This window comes from Nitratidesulfovibrio sp. D1, assembly GCF_051133415.1.
Taxonomy (GTDB): domain Bacteria; phylum Desulfobacterota; class Desulfovibrionia; order Desulfovibrionales; family Desulfovibrionaceae; genus Cupidesulfovibrio.
Genome location: NZ_JBPGNZ010000003.1, coordinates 238,971 through 258,807, shown reverse-complemented (window position 1 = coordinate 258,807; position 19,837 = coordinate 238,971). Strand labels below are relative to the sequence as shown.

10 protein-coding genes are annotated in these 19,837 nt (G+C 65.7%); 7 read left to right on the top strand and 3 right to left on the bottom strand.

Annotated features, from left to right (window positions below; translation table 11 throughout):
- Positions 1–23 precede the first annotated feature (23 nt).
- From ACR4XJ_RS06800 to ACR4XJ_RS06790, 3 genes are all read right to left on the bottom strand, one after another.
- Positions 24–701: an NTP transferase domain-containing protein gene (locus tag ACR4XJ_RS06800; protein ID WP_434754509.1), complete on the bottom strand. Its 678-nt coding sequence runs from the start codon at positions 699–701 to the stop codon at positions 24–26.
- Positions 702–710: 9 nt separating this feature from the next.
- The gene (locus ACR4XJ_RS06795) at positions 711–2,321 is read right to left on the bottom strand and encodes a glycosyltransferase family 2 protein (RefSeq protein ID WP_434754508.1); all 1,611 of its coding nucleotides are present in this window, start codon (positions 2,319–2,321) and stop codon (positions 711–713) included.
- Between the two features lie 70 nt (positions 2,322–2,391).
- Positions 2,392–2,769 (bottom strand): hypothetical protein, encoded by a 378-nt coding sequence (locus ACR4XJ_RS06790; RefSeq protein ID WP_434754507.1) that lies wholly within the window; start codon positions 2,767–2,769, stop codon positions 2,392–2,394.
- A gap of 418 nt (positions 2,770–3,187) precedes the next feature.
- On the opposite strand from ACR4XJ_RS06790, the gene ACR4XJ_RS06785 reads away from it, so the two are divergent.
- The 7 genes from ACR4XJ_RS06785 to ACR4XJ_RS06755 all read left to right on the top strand — a co-directional run bounded on the left by ACR4XJ_RS06785 (position 3,188) and on the right by ACR4XJ_RS06755 (position 19,733).
- Positions 3,188–6,832, top strand: a complete 3,645-nt coding sequence (locus ACR4XJ_RS06785) for a hybrid sensor histidine kinase/response regulator (RefSeq protein WP_434754506.1) — start codon at positions 3,188–3,190, stop codon at positions 6,830–6,832.
- Between the two features lie 2 nt (positions 6,833–6,834).
- Entirely contained in the window at positions 6,835–8,337 is a 1,503-nt protein-coding gene (locus tag ACR4XJ_RS06780) for a sigma-54-dependent transcriptional regulator (RefSeq protein ID WP_434754505.1), read from the top strand.
- A gap of 814 nt (positions 8,338–9,151) precedes the next feature.
- Complete coding sequence (nifJ, locus tag ACR4XJ_RS06775; protein WP_434754504.1) at positions 9,152–12,799, top strand: pyruvate:ferredoxin (flavodoxin) oxidoreductase; 3,648 nt, start codon at positions 9,152–9,154, stop codon at positions 12,797–12,799.
- Positions 12,800–13,193: 394 nt separating this feature from the next.
- Positions 13,194–14,579, top strand: a complete 1,386-nt coding sequence (locus ACR4XJ_RS06770; RefSeq protein WP_333507170.1) for an FAD-binding oxidoreductase — start codon at positions 13,194–13,196, stop codon at positions 14,577–14,579.
- Between the two features lie 4 nt (positions 14,580–14,583).
- A complete protein-coding gene (locus ACR4XJ_RS06765; RefSeq protein ID WP_434754503.1) occupies positions 14,584–15,876 on the top strand; it encodes a (Fe-S)-binding protein in 1,293 nt (430 codons plus the stop codon).
- A gap of 362 nt (positions 15,877–16,238) precedes the next feature.
- Complete coding sequence (gene pta, locus ACR4XJ_RS06760; RefSeq protein ID WP_434754502.1) at positions 16,239–18,353, top strand: phosphate acetyltransferase; 2,115 nt, start codon at positions 16,239–16,241, stop codon at positions 18,351–18,353.
- Between the two features lie 165 nt (positions 18,354–18,518).
- Entirely contained in the window at positions 18,519–19,733 is a 1,215-nt protein-coding gene (locus ACR4XJ_RS06755) for an acetate kinase (RefSeq protein ID WP_434754501.1), read from the top strand.
- Positions 19,734–19,837 lie beyond the last annotated feature (104 nt).

The window sequence follows — 19,837 nt, the reverse complement described above, 5'->3', positions numbered from 1 at the left end:
CAGTGACGCCTTCGTGGCGACGGCTAACCTTCCCGGAACATGGCCTGGGCCTGTTGCCAGTCTTCCTGAAAATCCACTTCGATGCAGCGGTGCGCCGAAATGTCAAAGGGTTTCCACGCCATCCCCCCGCGCACGCAGAGTTCCATGCCCTTCTCGAAATAATCCAGGTCGTCGCACTGGTCGAGCGCCGCGACAAAAGCCGAAAGCGATTCCCGCCGCACAAGGTTGATGCCCACGGCCTCGCCCAGCGGCTCCGAGACGGTCTTGGATATCTCGGCAATGTTGCCGTTGCCGTCCACGCGGTACTTCACCTCTTCATCCGCACAGCGCTTCCGGTCCACGCAGACCAGGTTGTGTCGCTCCGTCCCCAGCACCTCTTGCAGTATCTGACTGTCGAACACCACGTCACCGTTCATCCACAGCACGTCATCGTCGAGACGGCGCAGGCAATGCAGCAGGCTTTTCGACGTATTGGTCACATAGTACACATTGTTGTAGCAATAGAAGACATCTGGGTATTCTTCCATGATCAGCGCCATCTTGAAACCCACGACGACAGTGACCCTCTCCACCCCCACCTCGCGCAGCAGGCGGATCTGACGGCCCAGGATGCGCTCACCCGTGGGCAATACCGAAAGAGACTTGGGAAAGGGACGCCCCAGACGTGTTCCCACACCAGCGGCAAGAATGACGGCATGCATACGCTTTCCTCAGCTTTTGGGTTGTTGGCTCTCCAGGTGTACGAAGCCCGTCCCCGCGCCGTGGTCCTCCTTGCGGACCTCCAGCCCACAGGGGACTTCCGGCGCACCGTGCACATTGCCCCTCACCACACCCGCCGCTTCCAGATACGCCGCCAACGCTTCCCGGCGGTGCACGGCAAGGCAGCCCAGTTCCCCCTGCGCCGGAAGCAGGGGATGCCTGGGCGCACGCCCCCCCCGCAGCACGAGGGGAGCCCAGGCAAGTTGCGGGGTGTCCACCAACGCGTTCAACGGCTGGACGAACCATTGCTCGTACAACACCTGCGACGTTACCAGCGGCATGCACACGGCAAAGGCGGACGTGGCGCCAAGGACTGCGTTCACGAAGGCGTGTCCGTCCGGCATGGCGGAACGGACGATGCGCAGCGGCAGACTCAGGCGACCCAGCCTTGGCAACACGTCGTGCAGTCCTGCGGCATCTTCATCGGCGGGCACAAACCGATCCGCAACCCCGTCCGCATCCGTCACCAGCACCAGTTCCATGTCCCGCAACTTCCATTTGGCGCACTGGGCCAAGGCGCCGCACAGGGCCGCGCGCTCACGGGCACCGGCGGCACGCAGCAACGGATAGGCGACGGCCAGCATGCGCTGGCGCGGCAACACCCGCGAATGCCTCCGGTAGCGGCTGAAGCAGGCCTGCCAGTCATGGTAGAACGGTGACCAGTCCTGCACGTCGCCACTCTTCGACAGACTGTGAAAACGATAGAACGCCAGCGGCGCGGACACGTACCGCCGCACGTGTCCGGCAAGGGCCATGCGCAGCCACAGGTCGTAGTCCATGCCGTAGTGCATGGATTCGTCGCCAAGCCCCGTTTCTTCCAGCACGCGCCGCCGGAAGAAGATGCTCGGCTGCGGCCCCGGAACGTGGTTGTCCCACTGGCGGATGAGTGATTCGAAATCCCTTTCCCTGCCCATGACATAGCGCAGCCTGCCGCTGCCTTCCCATCCCCACAGGCAGTCGCCCATCAGGATATCCTCTTCCGGGTGGGTGCGGAAGAATTCATGCACCGCATGGAACGCGCCGGGCAGATAGAAATCATCCGAGTTTATCCAGGCTACAACCTCGCCCCGCGCCAAGGCCAGCGCCTTGTTCAGCGCATGGGTCTGCCCCCTGTCCGGCTCCGACGTCCAGCGCAGGTGCGGATGGGCGCGCAGGACATCCTGCGTGGTGTCCGTGGAGCCGCCGTCCATGACGATGTGCTCATACGAGTCGAACCCCTGCCCGACGACCCCGGCGATGGTATCGCGCAAAAACAACCCCTGGTTGAACGACGGGGTGACCACGGAAAAGAACGGGCGCTGTTGCGGGGCGGGCAGGGTACGGGGCCAGCCCTCGCCGGGCCAGCATTCCGAGAACCATCCCGGCTCGGGCAGCATGCGCAGATACTGCTTGCCGACAGGGCTCTGGGTAAGCAGCACCCTGGCCTGCAGGATATTCCCCTGGCGGCAGGCCAGCGACAACAGGTCGCGCACGCCCCCCGGTTCCGGGGTGCCTGCGCGGCCTTCGGCCACGGCTTCCAGAGTTGTAGCAAGGATGGTAATGGCTCGTGACGACTGTGACATTCCGCTTCTCCCTGCATGCGATCTGGACAACCGGCGCGCCTTCACGCCCGGCCGTTTCCGGCCACGCGCCCTACGCCTGCAACCGCAACGGCCCGCTGCCGTTGCCGCCGTCCTTTTCGTCGCGGCAGAACTGCACGGCGGTGCCGTAGCAGGAGAAGTACTTGGAACCGTCGGGATGGAAGGCCACGTTCTCCTGGTAGCCCACGATGGCCTGGGCGCCCTTGTTCACTGCGCGGGCCGCCATGCCGAAGAACGTTTCGTCGGAATCGTAGCCCCGGCAGGCCACCAGGCCCAGCACGCGGCCGATCCTGCGGTCTTCGACGCCGTCGGTGGTGACCACGGGGAACCGCCCGGAAAGAAACAGCTCACGCACCCGTTCGAGGTTTTCGGTCTGCGCGGCCTCGGCCTTGCGGGTCTTTTTGTCGTTGCCGCCAAGCAGAAACAGCATGGGGAAGCCTCCTTGCGTTGAATCCGGCGGAATACCGCCACGCCACCCCGCGTTGCAAGAGCCTTGCCGAACATGCACCCTCTTGAATTTTGGCAGGTTACATAAAAAATCTCCGGACCATGTCGAGAATACGACACAGCCCGGCACCATCCGGCGCCGCCATTCCGGCGCACCGTCCGTTGCGTCCATGCGGGCCTTGACCTTGGCGGGGAAGTCCAGCATTAGTTGCACTCACGGTGGCAACACTGCAAACTGTGCGGTCAAACACACTCCGGCGGAGCCACCCGCAAGGCCGTCGCCCTGCTGGCATGTCCCGACTCGGCCCGACCGGACATGCCCCGGCCCGAGCCGCCCAGACCCGGCCAGACCCGGCGTTCCCGCCCTTCCGCGCACCACAGCCTTTCGGCGGTCCCCCCGCATGCATACCAGCCTGTTCCCGCCGGCCCGGCCCCCGCGCCGCGCCCCACGCCGTACCCCGGTCCGTGCCCAATTCCGCCGCCTGCCGTTCCTGCTGGCGGCGGTGTTCCTGCTGCTGTGCCTCGCATCGGTCCCGGCGCCGTTCACCCGGCCGGACGCGGTCCTGCCGTCCGGCCCCCCCCCCGCCTGGGCCATCCCGTCCGAGGTGCCGGGCACGGCGCACTCCACCACCGGCGCGGCCGGTTCGCTCGGCACCCCGGAGGGCTCGCGCAAGAGCGTGCTGTACCTGAACTCGTACCACAACGGGTACGCCTGGTCCGACCACATCCAGGAGGGCATCCGCCAGACCCTGGCCGAAAGCCCGTACAGCATCGTGTTCCAGGTGGAATACATGGACTCCAAGAAGTTCCACTACCAGGATACGGTCTCCACCCTGTACGCCCTGTACCGCGACAAGTTCCGCAACAAGAAGTTCGACATCATCATCGCCTCGGACAACGTGGCGGTGGATTTCCTGCTCCAGTTCGGCGAAGAGCTGTTCCCCGGCGTGCCCATCGTGTTCTGCGGGCTCAACGACGTGCAGCCCGCCAGCCTGCGCGCCACCGGGCGCGAGATCACCGGCGTGCTGGAAAACTACGACGTGGCCTACAACCTGGAACTGGCCCTGCGCCTGAACCCGCAGTTGCGGCGCATGGTGGTCATCGGCGACGACTCGGTCACCGGCGCGGCCATCCGCAACCAGGTGCTGGCCCAGCTCGGCCCGTTCAAGGACCGCCTGGTGGTGGAGGAGTGGAGCGACTACAGCCTGGAGCAGATGCTGGACTGGGTGCGCGAGCAGGGGCCGGACACCTTCTTCTATTTCGTGCCCATCTACCGCGACATCGACGGCCAGTTCTACTCGGCGGAAGAACTGCTGGAAAAGGTGCACGCCGCCTCGCGCGCCCCGCTGTACAGCAACTGGGCCTTCCTGCTGGGCCACGGCATCGTGGGCGGCAAGCTGATTTCCGGGGTGCGCCACGGCGAAATGGCCGCGCGCATGGCCTTGCAGGTGCTGAGCGGCATCCGCGCCTCGTCCATCCCCATCGTGGAGCAGGCCGACGAGGCCTTCATGTTCGACAACAACGAGCTGAAGCGGCTGTTCATCGGCCCCTCGCAGCTGCCGCCGGACAGCATCATCATCAACGAGCCCAGCCGGTTCTACGAACTGAACAAGCAGGTCTTCTGGACCATCATCGTCAGCATGGTCATCCTGTCGGTGACGCTGGTGCTGCTGGTCATGAACATCCTGGAAAAGCGCCGGGTGGAAGGCAAGATCAAGGACCAGCTGTCGTTCCTGCGCTCGCTGATGGACACCATCCCCATCCCCATCTACAGCAAGGACGCCGACGGCCGGGTGCGCGAATGCAACGTGGCCTTCGAGCGCTTCTTCGGGGTGGACCGCGAGGCGCTGCTGGGCCGCTATGAATGGCAGGCCGGGCCGGAAGGCGTGGCCATGCTGCGCGACGTGTCCGACACCAGCCTGATGCACGAGCCCGGCGTGGCCAGCTACGAAACCACCCTGCCCGGTCCGGAAGGCTCGCCCCATTCCATCATCATGCACAAGGCCACCTACCGCAATTCCAGGGGGGCGGTGGCGGGCCTGGTGGGCGTGGTCTTCGACTACACCGACCGCAAGAAGGCCGAGGACCGGCTGCGCGCCGCCGAGGAAAAGTACCGCTCGCTGTTCGAAAGCTCGCCGCTGGGCATCTTCCGCGTCACCCCCGGGGGCGACTACCTGGACGCCAACCCGGCCATGGCGCGCATGTCGGGGTACGCCTCTCCGGCCCTGCTGCTGGCGTCGGGCGCGGGCACCTTCGCCCGGCTGCACGGCGCGCCGGACATGACGGGCGCCGGGCCGGGCGGCGGACCAAGCGGCGGACAGGACACGGTGGTGTCGTTCGAGTCCAGCGTGGACAGGCCCGGCGGCGACACGGTAACCATGCACCTGACCATGCGCCCCCAGCGCGACGAGCAGGGCAACGTGCGCCACATCGAGGGCTACGCGGAGGACATCACCCAGCGCAAGGCGGCGGAGCGGGCCCTTTCCGCCTCGCAGCGCATGCTGCAACTGGTGCTCGATAACATTCCCCAGTTCGTCTACTGGAAGGACCGCGACCTGAAGTACATGGGCGCCAACAAGTCCTTCCTGGGCTTCGTGGGGCTGGACAGCGCCGACGCCCTGCTGGGCCGCACCGACGGCGAAGTGCTGCCCTCGGCCGAGGACGCCGCCCGCGTGCACCACGACGACGAGGCCGTGGTGCGTTCCGGCCAGCCGCGCTACCAGACCAAGATCACCATCACTTCGCCGGGCGGCGAGGCCGTGTGGTTGGAAACCAACCGCGTGCCCCTCCTGAGCGACAGGACGGGCGACAGGACCGGGCAGCCGGACGGCCACGGCGGCGCCGACGTGGTGGGCCTGCTGACCACCGCCGAGGACGTCACCCAGCGCATCCGGCTGGAACGGCAACTGCTCCAGTCGCAGAAGATGGAGGCCATCGGCACCCTGGCGGGCGGTATCTCGCACGATTTCAACAACATCCTGACGTCCATCATCAATTCCACCGAACTGGCCATCAGCGACATCCCGGCCGACTCGCTGACCTGCAACGACCTGATGCGCGCCCTCAAGGCCGCCCAGCGCGGCAGCCGCCTGGTCAAGCAGATCCTGACCTTCAGCCGCCCCTCGGTGGAAGGCTTCGTCATCACCGACATCAACGAGGTGCTCAACGAAGCCCTGGTGCTCATCAAGGCCTCGCTGCCCCGCAACATCGAGATACGCAAGGCCATTCCGCCGCGCCCGTCCATCACCAGGGCGGACCCCACCCAGATCCACCAGGTGCTGATGAACCTGTGCACCAACTCGTTCCAGGCCCTGCGCGAGACGGGCGGCGTGCTGGAGGTGAACCTGGAGCAGGAAATCCTGTCCGACGAGCGCGCCCTGGAACTGGGCATGGAGGCGGGCTGCGCCCTGCGCCTGACCGTGGCCGACGACGGCCCCGGCATCCCGCCGGAAATCGTGGACAAGATCTTCGACCCGTTCTTCACCACCAAGGGCAAGACCGAGGGCACCGGCCTCGGCCTTGCCGTGGTGCACGGCATCATCAAGGGCCACCGGGGCTCGGTGCGCGTTTCCAGCGTGCCGTGGCGGCGCACCGAATTCGAGATATACCTGCCCATGCACGCCCAGGACGCCTGCCTCATCGACCCGGCCCTGCTGGCCCCGGAAACGGGCAGCGAGCGCATCCTGTTCGTGGAGGACGACGACGACCAGTTGCACACCATTCCGCGCGTGCTGGAAAGCCTGGGCTACACGGTGCGGGCCTTCAAGAACCCGCTGCTGGCGCTGGCCGCCGTGCGCGAGCACCCGGCCTCGTTCGACCTGGTGATCACCGACTTCGACATGCCGGAAGCCAACGGCCTTGAGCTTGCCCGCAAAATGGGCGATATTGCGCCGAAGATGCCGATAATCCTCGTTTCGGGCCGCGAGGTGGCGGCCGAAGGGGCGGCCGTCGCCGGAAACATCAAGGCCATGGTCCACAAGCCGTACAACCGGAACATCCTGGCGGACGCCATCCGCCGCGTGTTCGCCCGGCTGGGGAGCGAGTGAGCGTGCCCACCATCCTCGTCATCGACGACGACGTCCAGGTCTGCGAGACCATCGCCAGCCTGCTGGCCCGGCTGCGCTACGGCTGCGAGACGGCCCACACGCTGGAGGAAGGGCTGCGCAAGCTCGAAACCACCGACGTGGACGTGGTGTTCCTGGACGTGCGCCTGCCCGACGGCAACGGACTGGACGCGCTGCCGCGCATCCGGCTTTCGCCGTCGCGGCCCGAGGTGATCATCCTGACCGGCGAGGGCGACCCCGACGGCGCGGAACTGGCCATCCAAGGCGGCGTGTGGGACTACCTGGTCAAGCCCTCGCCCATCAAGCAGACCACCCTGACCCTGCACCGGGCCCTGCAATACCGCGAAGAAAAGCTGTCCCGCGGGGACGCCCCGGCCGTGGCGCTCGACCTGGACGGCGTGGTGGGCACCAGCCCTTCCATGCGCCAGTGTTTCGACCTGGTGGCGCACGCCGCCTCGTCCGACGCCAACGTGCTGGTCACCGGCGAGACGGGCACCGGCAAGGAACTGTTCGCCCGCACCATCCACCGCAACAGCACCCGCCGCGCGGGCAACTTCGTGGTGGTGGACTGTGCCGCGCTGACCGAAAGCCTGGTGGAATCCACCCTGTTCGGGCACCGCAAGGGGGCCTTCACCAGCGCCCTCACCGACCGCGACGGGCTGGTCAAGCTGGCCGACGGCGGCACCCTGTTCCTGGACGAGGTGGGCGAGATGCCCCTGTCCATCCAGCGCTCGTTCCTGCGCTTCCTGCAGGAACGCACCTTCCGCCCGGTGGGCGGCACCCAGGAGATCAAGAGCGACTTCCGGCTCATCTCCGCCACCAACCGCGACCTCGACGCCATGGTGGAACGCGGCGAATTCCGCAAGGACCTGCTGTTCCGCCTGAAGACCGTGCATGTGGAACTGCCCCCCCTGCGCAGCCGCCCCGAAGACCTGAAGCCTCTCGCCATCTACCACGTGAACCGGCTGTGCGAGCAGTACGGGGTGCCGCACAAGGGCTTCTCGCCCGACTTCTTCCAGCAGCTGGCCCAGTACGACTGGCCGGGCAACGTGCGCGAGCTGTACAACGTGCTGGAGCGCTCGTTCGTCATCTCCGGCCTTGAAAGCGTGCTCTACGCGCTGCACCTGCCCCAGGACATCCGCATCAAGATCACCCGCGCCGCCATTGCCCGCCCCGCCACGGGCGAAGGCGGCATCGGGAGCGAATCCGCCTCCCACGCCTCCGCCGCCGACGGCAACGGCGACGGTTCCGGCGGCGCACAGGACATGGTGCCGCCGGCCAAGCCCGCCGACGGCATCCACGGCCCGGACGCCGCCTTCACCAGCCCCTTGCCGCCGCTCAAGGGCTTCAAGCGACTCATGGAGCGCAAGTACCTTGAAATCCTCATCGGGCAGACCCGGGGCAACCTGCAGGAGATGCTGGACATCTCCGGCCTGTCCCGCTCGCATTTCTATGCCCTGCTGAAAAAGAATAATATGTCGTTGTAGGGGCTGTTTCTAAATTAGGATTCTCGTTCGTTGGCAAGGAAAACGAGTCTGTCATGAGGGAGTATACTCTTCTCGTATTCGACCGATATGGCAGGCGAAGTTTGACGACGCCAACGGGCGAAAAGACAATTTAGAAACAACCCCTGACCGGGCGGGAGTAACCTGGGGGCACCGCCCACCGGCAGGTGTCCTACCTTTCGGACGCGCCCCCCGCGCCCCCTCCTGCATCCGTTTTTTCGGACAGGGGGTGGAATTCGCCCTCCAGAACAGTTTGACCATTCAATCCGGCGGCGTTAGGCTCCAGTGCCGCCACTCCACGGCCCCACGACTTCCCAGCGCCGCACGCCGGCCGTCCGGATTTTCGGACCACACGCTGGCGTCAGTTTCATAAGATGAATCGATACTTCAACAATCCAAGGAGGATGCAGCCGACGTACCGACGTAACGGAACTGGCACACTTCTTGTTGTTGCGTAAGGGCCGAAGCCTGTCTCCCCGCCTTCGGGATGCCGGCGCCGGGTTCCGCGAGAACCAGGGGCGCCGCCCGGAAAAACCGGACGGACGGGCACACGCCGCAACGCGACACCAACGGCCCGGCAACGGCAGCGAAACCGCGCCACAAGGGCCGGCATGACGAGGCACGATACCGGGTTCATGCCCGCTTCCGGGTTCATGCCCCCTCCGGAGTAATGCCCCTTCCGGAGGCATGCCCCTCCGGAGACATGTCCCCTCCGGAGTCATGTCAAGGACCGCGCCGCAAGGCACGGCTGACCTTTCACCCCCGCTTCAAGGCTGGCAATCCCAAGGAGAAATCAATGGCCAAGAAAATGAAGACGATGGACGGCAACACCGCTGCCGCGTACGTCGCCTACGCGCTCAGCGACACCGCCGCCATCTACCCCATCACCCCTTCGTCCAACATGGGTGAATCGGCGGACGAGTGGGCCGCCCAGGGCAAGAAGAACCTGTTCGGGCAGACGGTGGCCGTCCGCCAGCTGCAGTCCGAGGCGGGCGCCGCGGGCGCGGTGCACGGCTCGCTGGCCGCGGGGGCGCTGACCTCCACCTTCACCGCCTCGCAGGGCCTGCTGCTGATGATCCCGAACATGTACAAGATCGCCGGTGAACTGCTTCCCGGCGTCTTCCATGTTTCGGCCCGCGCGCTGGCCTCGCACGCGCTGTCCATTTTCGGCGACCACCAGGACGTCATGGCCGCCCGCCAGACCGGCTTCGCCTTCCTGAACTCCAACTCGGTGCAGGAAGCCATGGACATGGCCCTGGTGGCCCACCTGGCCGCCATCGAGTCCAGCGTGCCGTTCTGTCACTTCTTCGACGGGTTCCGCACCTCGCACGAACTGCAGAAGATCGAAGTCATCGACTACGACGACATGAAGAAGCTGGTGAACTGGGAGAAGGTGGAAGCCTTCCGCCAGAACGCCATGAACCCCGAGCACCCGCACATCCGCGGCACCGCGCAGAACCCGGACATCTACTTCCAGGCGCGTGAAGCCTGCAACGCCTTCTACAACGCCGTGCCCGGCATCGTGGCCGGCTACATGAAGAAGGTGGGCGAACTCACCGGCCGCTCCTACAAGCTGTTCGACTACGTGGGCCACCCCGAAGCCGAGCGCGTGGTCATCGCCATGGGGTCCGCCTGTGAAACCATCGAGGAAGTGGTCAACTTCCTGAACGCCAAGGGCGAGCGCGTGGGCCTGATCAAGGTGCGCCTGTACCGTCCGTTCTCCATCGACCACATGCTGTCGGTGCTGCCCGCCACCGCCGACACCATCACCGTGCTCGACCGCACCAAGGAAGCGGGCTCGCTGGGCGAACCGCTGTACCTCGACGTGTGTACCGCCTTCATGGAGCGCGGCGAAATGCCCAAGCTCCTGGCCGGGCGCTACGGCCTGGGCTCCAAGGAATTCACCCCGGCCATGGCCAAGGCCGTGTACGACAACATGAAGGTTGTCGGCCCCAAGAACCACTTCACCGTGGGCATCGTGGACGACGTCACCGACACCTCGCTGGAAGTGGTGGAAGGCGTGGACACCGTGCCCGCCGGCACCGTGCAGTGCAAGTTCTTCGGCCTTGGCGCGGACGGCACCGTGGGCGCCAACAAGCAGGCCATCAAGATCATCGGCGACAACACCGGCATGTACGCCCAGGGCTACTTCGCCTACGACTCCAAGAAGTCGGGCGGCTTCACCGTGTCGCACCTGCGCTTCGGCAACAGCCCCATCCAGTCCACCTATCTGGTCAACAGCGCCGACTACATCGCCTGCCACAAGTCGGCCTACGTGCACCAGTACGACGTGCTGGAAGGCATCAAGACCGGCGGCACCTTCGTGCTGAACTCGCACTGGAACACGGTGGAGGACATGGAGAAGGAACTGCCCGCCTCCATGCTGCGCACCATCGCCCGCAAGAAGCTGAAGTTCTACAACGTGGACGCCGTGAAGGTGGCCACCGAAGTGGGCCTTGGCGGGCGCATCAACATGATCATGCAGACCGCCTTCTTCAAGCTGGCCGCCGTGATTCCCTTCGAGCAGGCCGTGGCGCTGCTGAAGGACTCCATCCACAAGGCGTACGGCAAGAAGGGCGAGAAGATCGTGGCCATGAACGTGGCCGCCGTTGACAAGGCCATCGAGGCCGTCACCGAGATCAAGTACCCCGAATCGTGGGCCACCGCCGCCGACGCCGCCGCCGAAGCCAAGGCCGAGCCGGACTTCATCACCAACGTGGTGCGTCCCATCCTGGCCCAGCAGGGCGACAAGCTGCCCGTCTCGGCCTTCGAGCCCGACGGCCTGTTCCCGGTGGGCACCGCCGCCTTCGAAAAGCGCGGCGTGGCCATCACCGTGCCCGAATGGCTGTCCGAGAACTGCATCCAGTGCAACCAGTGCTCGTTCGTGTGCCCGCACGCGGCCATCCGCCCCATCCTGGCCTCCGATGACGAACTGGCCGGCGCGCCCGCCTCGTTCGTGGCCATCGAAGCCAAGGGCAAGGAACTGAACGGGCTCAAGTACCGCATCCAGGTCTACTCGCAGGACTGCATGGGCTGCGGCTCGTGCGCCGACGTGTGCCCGGCCAAGAACAAGGCCCTGGTCATGAAGCCCATCGAGACCCAGATGGCCGACCAGATGGCGAACCTGGCCTACGCCGACGCCAACATCGCCATCAAGGACACCCTGATGGCCCGCGACAGCCTGAAGGGCTCGCAGTTCCAGCAGCCGCTGATGGAATTCTCCGGCGCGTGCGCGGGCTGCGGCGAAACCCCCTACGTCAAGCTGCTCACCCAGATGTTCGGCGAACGCATGGTGGTGGCCAACGCCACCGGCTGCTCGTCCATCTGGGGCGCTTCCGCCCCCACCACGCCGTACACCACCAACAAGGACGGCCACGGCCCGGCCTGGGGCAACTCGCTGTTCGAAGACGCCGCCGAATTCGGCTACGGCATGGCCATGGCCTACAACCAGCGCCGCGCCAAGCTGGCCGACGTGGTGACCGAAGCCCTGGCCCTGGATCTTGACGGCGAACTGAAGGCCGCCCTCAAGGGCTGGCTGGACAACAAGGACGACGCCGAAGGCTCCAGGAAGTTCGGCGAGGAAATCCTCGGCCTGCTGGGCGGCGCGGACGACCATCCGCTGCTGGACGAGCTGTGGCACATGAGCGACCAGTTCACCAAGAAGTCCGTGTGGATCTTCGGCGGCGACGGCTGGGCCTACGACATCGGCTACGGCGGCGTGGACCACGTGCTGGCCAGCGGCGAGGACATCAACATCCTGGTCATGGACACCGAAGTGTACTCCAACACCGGCGGCCAGGCCTCCAAGGCCACCCCGCTGGGCTCCATCGCCAAGTTCGCCGCCTCGGGCAAGAAGACCGGCAAGAAGGACCTTGGCCGCATGGCCATGACCTACGGCTACGTCTACGTGGCCTGCGTTTCCATGGGCGCCAACAAGCAGCAGGTGCTGAAGGCCTTCAAGGAAGCCGAAGCCTACAAGGGCCCCTCGCTGATCATCGCCTACGCCCCCTGCATCAACCAGGGCCTGCGCAAGGGCATGGGCAAGTCCATGGAAGAAGCCAAGCTGGCCGTGGAATCCGGCTACTGGCCCCTGTACCGCTTCAACCCCGAACTGGCGACCGAAGGCAAGAACCCGTTCGTGCTCGAATCCAAGGCGCCCAACGGCACCATGCAGGAATTCATGGCCGGTGAAACCCGTTACGCCGCCCTTGAAAAGATCGCTCCCGAAGAGTCCAAGCGCCTGCGCGCGGCCATCGAGAAGGAGTACAACGAACGCTACCTGCTGCTGAAGCAGATCGCCGAAGCGCCCGCCGTCACCGCCCCCGCCGGGGAACCGGTGCCCACGGGAAACGGCGATAGCGAGTTCTGCACGGTTTCCGAGACGCCGGAACACGTCCGCCGCAAGGGCGGCGACGCCTGCGACGACGGCCGAGCCGCCGAATAGACCCGTCTGATGAACGAGCCGGAGGGGTGGTGCACCCCTCCGGCCTTCCCATACTCCCAATCCGGCGGGTGCACTCCGGGGCGGGCGTGAAGATCCAAGGGGAGCAGAACGGTCAGGGGCGCGGCATGCCGCGCGTCCCGGCCGGTGTCGCGGGAGTTCCGCAGGCACGCGATCCCGCACCGGAATCCGCCGTACCGCGACCAGTTCGCGGCAGCCGCCAAGGGGGCGCGGTACGGCGGCCGCTGCGGGGCCTTCCCCCATGTTTTTCGACAGAGGAGTGGCTGAACATACAGCCAGGACGGGAGCGGGGTCATCCGCTCCATGAAGGTTTCCGCCGCCTCGCCCTTTCCCGGTGACGGAGGCGGAGCAACGCTTGACCCGGAGGACCATCCTCATGCCCAGTGCAGCCCTGATCAAGGAATTCGAAGCCGTCGTCGGCAAGGACAACGTGTTCACCAGCGAGGCCGACCGCCAGTCGTACTCCTACGATTCCGCCGTGCTCGACGCCGTGGTGCCCTCTCTCGTGGTGCGGCCCACCTCCACCGAGCAGCTCGGCAAGGTCGTCCGCCTGTGCAACGAGAACGGCAACCCCATCACCGTTCGCGGCGCGGGCACCAACCTTTCGGGCGGCACCATCCCCGACCCGCGCGAAGGCATCGTCATCCTGACCAACAGCCTGAACCGCATCATCGAAATCAACGAGGAAGACCTGTACGCCGTGGTCGAGCCGGGCGTGGTCACCGCCAAGTTCGCCGCCGAAGTGGCCAAGCGCGGCCTGTTCTACCCGCCCGATCCGGGCTCGCAGGCCGTCTCCACCCTGGGCGGCAACGTGGCCGAGAACGCCGGTGGCCTGCGCGGCCTGAAGTACGGCGTGACCAAGGACTACGTGATGGGGATCGAATTTTTCGACGTCAACGGCGGCCTGGTGAAGACCGGCTCGCGCACCGTCAAGTGCGTCACCGGCTACAACCTGGCCGGGCTGATGGTGGCGTCCGAAGGCACCCTTGGCGTGTTCAGCAACATCGTGCTCAAGCTGGTGCCGCCGCCGCAGGCGTCCAAGGCCATGATGGCCGTGTTCGACGACGTGAACAAGGCGTCCGAGGCCGTTGCGGGTATCATCGCCGCGCACGTGGTGCCCTGCACCCTGGAATTCATGGACCAGGCCACCATCCGCTACGTGGACGACTTCACCAAGGCCGGTCTGCCGCGCGACGCCCAGGCCATCCTGCTCATCGAGGTGGACGGCCACCCCGGCCAGGTGGCCGACGACGCCGAGAAGGTGGAGAAGGTGCTGAACAAGGTCGGCGCCACCGAAATCAAGGTGGCCAAGGACGCCGCCGAGAAGTTCAAGCTGTGGGAAGCCCGCCGCAACGCGCTGCCCGCCCTTGCCCGCGCCAAGCCCACCACCGTGCTGGAAGACGCCACCGTGCCGCGCTCCAAGATTCCCGCCATGGTCAAGGCCATCAACGATATCGCGGCCAAGTACAACATCTCCATCGGCACCTTCGGCCACGCGGGCGACGGCAACCTGCACCCCACCATCCTGTGCGACCGCCGCGACAAGCACGAGTTCGAGCGCGTGGAACACGCCGTGGACGAAATCTTCGACGTGGCCCTTTCGCTCCAGGGCACCCTGTCGGGCGAGCACGGCATCGGCATGGCCAAGTCCAAGTGGATGGAGAAGGAAACCTCCAAGGCCACCATCGAGTTCTCGCGCAACATGAAGCGCTCCATCGACCCCAAGTACATCCTGAATCCCGGCAAGATCATCGGAGCCTAACGCCATGGCAGACCTTACCAAACTCGCCAAGCTGCTTCAGGAGCTGGACGACCAGATGGTCGGCTGCATGAAGTGCGGCATGTGCCAGGCCGTCTGCCCCGTGTTTGCCGAGACCATGAAAGAGGCGGACGTGACGCGCGGCAAGATCGCGCTGCTCGAAAACCTGGCCAAGGAAATGATCCACGACGCGGCGGGCGTTCAGGAAAAGCTGAACAAGTGTCTGCTGTGCGGCTCGTGCGGGGCCAACTGCCCGTCGGGCGTCAAGGTCATGGACATCTTCCTGCGCGCCCGCGTCATCGTGAACACCTACATGGGGCTCTCGCCAGTCAAGAAGGCCATCCTGCGCGGCATGCTGACCAAGCCCGCCCTGTTCAACGCCCTGCTGGACCTGGGGTCCAAGTTCCAGGGCATCTTCACCACCAAGGTGGACGAGTTGCTCGGCTCCTCGTGCTCCAAGGTGCTGTCGCCCGTCATCGGCGACCGCCACTTCGTGGGGCTGGCCAAGGAATCGCTGCACAGCAAGGTCAAGGCGCTGGACACCCCGGCGGGCAAGAGCGGCAAGCGCGTCGCCTTCTTCCCCGGCTGCCTTGGCGACAAGATGTTCGTCAGCGTGGCCGAAGCCTGCCTGAAGGTGTTCGAGCACCACGGCGTGGGCGTGTACATGCCCGAGGGCCAGGCCTGCTGCGGCATCCCCGCCATCTCGTCGGGCGACCGCGTGGCCTACGACAAACTGGTCAGGATCAACCTGGATCTGTTCGCCAAGGGCAGCTTCGACTACCTGGTGACCCCGTGCGCCACCTGCACCGCCACCATCAAGGAAATCTGGCCCAAGCTCATGGAGGACTACCCGGCCGCCATGCGCGACCAGATCCGCACCCTGCACGACAAGGTCATGGACGTGAACCAGTTCGTGGTGGACGTGCTGGGCGTTGCGCCCGAGGCCCCGGCCAAGGGCGGCGTGAAGGTGACCTTCCACGATTCCTGCCACATGAAGAAGTCGCTCGGCGTCACGGCCCAGCCGCGCGCGCTGATCAACATGAACCCCAAGTACGAACTGGTGGAGATGGCCGAAAGCGACCGCTGCTGCGGTTCGGGCGGCAGCTTCAACCTGTCCCACTACGACCTGTCCAAGCAGATCGGCGAGCGCAAGCGCGACAACATCCTGGCCACCGGCGCCCAGGTGGTGTCCACCGGCTGTCCCGCCTGCATGCTCCAGATGACCGACATGCTTTCGCAGCATGGGGCCAAGGTGGCGGTGAAACACTCCATCGAACTGTACGCGGATTCGCTGCGGTAGAACGAACATCCGGGGCGCGGCCTGGCCGTGCCCCGGATTATTATGGTTGCTTACGGGCGCGCACGCCGCGCTGCGGGTCAGATAGCATGACGAGCGGGCGCGGCCTGGCCGCACCCCGGATTATAGACTTGATGATCGGGCGCGCACGCCGCGCCGCGCTCTGGTATCATTCCCCGGCGGGGGGCCGAACGGCGGCCCCCCGTCAGGGGATTCCGGCCCCGCGGATGGTTCCGCGGGCCGTTTGGCTCACCGGGCCAGGCCCGGAACCACCGGCGGCCGTGCCGCCGTATGATCCACGGACGCCTCGCCGCGCCCGCCAGTGCCGCACCCCAGCCGGGTGCGGGGCACGCAAGGAGATATGCATGGCCAACAATCTGTACATCACCGCGACGGAATCAAAGAGCGGCAAGTCCGCCGTGGTGCTCGGCATGATGCAGCTATTGCTGCGCGACATCCGCAAGGTCGCCTTCTTCCGCCCCATCATCAACCGGCCGGTGACGGAAGCGGTGGACCACGACACCAACCTCATCCTGACCCACTTCAACCTCGACGTGCCCGTGGCCCACACCTACGCCTACTCGCTGCAGGACGCCCGGGAACTGATCAACAACGGTCAGCACGCCACGCTGCTTGAAAACATCCTGAAGAAGTACAAGCAGCTGGAAGACAGCTACGACTTCGTGCTCTGCGAGGGCACCGACTTTCTGGGCAAGGACGCCGCCTTCGAGTTCGACCTGAACGCCGACATCGCCGCCAACCTCGGCTGTCCGGTGATGGTGGTGGCCAACGGCCAGCAGAAGACCGCCAACGAAATCATCGCCTCCACCCAGCTGACCATCGACCTGCTGGACGAGAAGGGGCTGGACATCGTGGCCGCCGTGATCAACCGCGCCTCGGTCACCGACGCCGAGCGGGCCGAGGTCATCAACAGCCTGGAGTGCAAGGCCAACTGCTCCAACCCCCTGGCCGTGTACGTGGTGCCCGAGGAACCCACCCTGGGCAAGCCCACCATGGGCGACGTGAAGAAGTGGCTGAACGCCCAGGTGCTGTACGGTCACGGCCGCATGGACACCCTGGTGGACGACTACGTCATCGCCGCCATGCAGATCGGCAACTTCCTCGACTACGTCACCCCCGGCTGCCTCGTGATCACCCCCGGCGACCGTTCGGACATCATCCTCACCGGCCTCGCCACCCGCCTTTCCGGCGCCTACCCCGACATTTCCGGCATGCTGCTGACCGGCGGCATCCAGCCCGCGCCCAACGTGCACCGCCTCATCGAAGGCTGGACCGGGGTGCCCATTCCCATCCTGTCGGTGAAGGACCACACCTACAAGACCATCCAGACCCTGAACGAGCTGTACGGCAAGATCGAGCCGGACAACGACCGCAAGATCAACACCGCCCTCGGCCTGTTCGAGCGCTGCGTGGACAGCCAGGAACTGGGCCGCCGCCTGATCAACCGCAAGTCCTCCCGCATCACCCCCATGATGTTCGAGTTCAACCTCATCGAGCGCGCCAAGCAGAACCGCATGCGCATCGTGCTGCCCGAAGGGGTGGAGGAACGCATCCTGCGCGCCGCCGACATCCTGGCCCGGCGCGAGGTGGCCGACATCATCCTGCTGGGCGACGCCGACAAGGTGGGCGCCAAGGTCAGCGAACTGGGCATCGACCTGGACGGCGTGCAGATCATCCAGCCCAACCTGTCGCCCAAGTTCGAGGAATACGCCCAGGCCTACTTCGAACTGCGCAAGCACAAGGGCGTCAGCATCGAACGCGCCCGCGACACCATGAACGACGTCACCTACTTCGGCACCATGATGGTGCACAAGGGCGACGCCGAGGGCATGGTTTCCGGCTCCATCAACACCACGGCGCACACCATCCGCCCGGCGTTCGAGTTCATCAAGACCAAGCCCGGCTTCTCCATCGTGTCCAGCGTGTTCCTGATGTGCCTGAAGGACCGCGTGCTGGCCTTCGGCGACTGCGCGGTGAACCCCAACCCCACGGCGGAACAGCTGGCCGAAATCGCCATCAACTCGGCCCACACCGCGCGCATCTTCGGCATCGAGCCGCGCGTGGCCATGCTGTCGTACTCCACCGGCTCGTCCGGCAAGGGCGCGGACGTGGAAAAGGTCATCGAGGCCACCCGCATCGCCAAGGAACGCGCGCCGGAACTGCTGCTGGAAGGCCCGTTGCAGTACGACGCCGCCATCGACATGGACGTGGCGCGCACCAAGCTGCCCGGCAGCCAGGTGGCGGGCCAGGCCACCGTGTTCATCTTCCCGGACCTGAACACCGGCAACAACACCTACAAGGCCGTGCAGCGCGCCGCCGGGGCCGTGGCCATCGGCCCGGTGCTGCAGGGCCTGAACAAGCCCGTCAACGACCTGTCGCGCGGCTGCACGGTGCCCGACATCGTGAACACCGTGGCCATCACCGCCATTCAGGCGCAGGCCGAGAAGGGCCTGATCTAGTCTGATTCAGGGGCTGTCTCCCATTGGAAACAGCCCCTGAGCGCCCGTACACACTAGTCACTCGCAACCCCGGCCGGGGGGCCCGCCCACACTCCCCCCGGCCCCCGCCCCTCCGGGCCACGCACGCGGTCTGGAGGGGCCACACCCCGAAAGGAAACGACCCGCATGAATGTACTCGTCATCAACTCCGGCAGCTCGTCCATCAAGTACCAGCTCATCGACATGACCACCGAGAAGCCCCTGTGCTCCGGTCTTGTCGAGCGCATCGGCGAAGGCATGGGCAAACTGACCCACAAGATCAAGCCCGACACGGACGCCGAGGACAAGATCGTCATCGAGCAGGTGTTCCCCGATCATGTCGTAGGCATGACCAAGGTCGTGGACCTGATCACCGATGCCGAGAAGGGCGTCATCGCCGACAAGGAAGAAATCTACGCCGTGGGTCACCGCGTGCTGCTCGGCGGCGAGGAGATCAAGCAGTCCGTCAGGATCGACGAATGGGCCAAGGGCATCATCCGCGACTACATTCCGCTGGGCCCGCTGCACAACCCGGCCAACCTCTCGGGCATCGAAGTGGCCGAGGAACTCTTCCCCCATGCGCCGTCCGTGGGCGTGTTCGACACCGAGTTCCACCAGACCATGCCCAAGAAGGCGTATCTCTACCCGCTGCCCTACGACCTGTACAAGACGCTGCGCATCCGCCGCTACGGCTTCCACGGCACCTCGCACCGCTACATCACCAAGAAGACGGCGCAGTTCCTGAACAAGCCGCTGGACGAGCTGAACATCATCACCTGCCACCTCGGCAACGGGTGCTCCATGGCCGCCGTGAAGAACGGCAAGTGCGTGGACACCACCATGGGCATCACCCCGCTGGAAGGTCTGATGATGGGCACCCGCTGCGGCGACATCGACCCCGCCCTGGTCCCCTTCCTGATGGAAAAGAAGGGCTGGTCCGGCGCCGAGATCGACACCGTGATGAACAAGCAGAGCGGCCTGAAGGGCATCTGCGGCATGAACGACATGCGCGACATCCACGCCGCCCGTGAAAAGGGCGACGAGATGGCGGAACTGGCCTTCGAGATGTTCGTCTACCGCATCCGCAAGTACATCGGCGCCTTCGCCGCCGTGGTGGGCCGCCTGGACGCCGTGGTGTTCACCGCCGGCATCGGCGAGAACGACGACCTGCTGCGCGCCGCGGTGTGCAAGGACATGGACATCCTGGGCATCGACATCGACGAGGCGGTCAACGCCAAGCGCTCGGGCGAGGCGCGCCACATCGGCAAGCCCGGCCAGCGCGTGCCCGTGCTGGTGGTGCCCACCAACGAGGAACTGGAAATCGCCCAGACCACCGTTGCCGTGCTGAACGGCAAGGGCTAGGCCCGGACGGCAGACACAGCGCCCCTCCGCGCCGTCCGCACGGACGGCGCGGAGGGGACTCTCCGGGACGCACGCCGTTCGCGGCCGCTGCCCGGAACACCCCA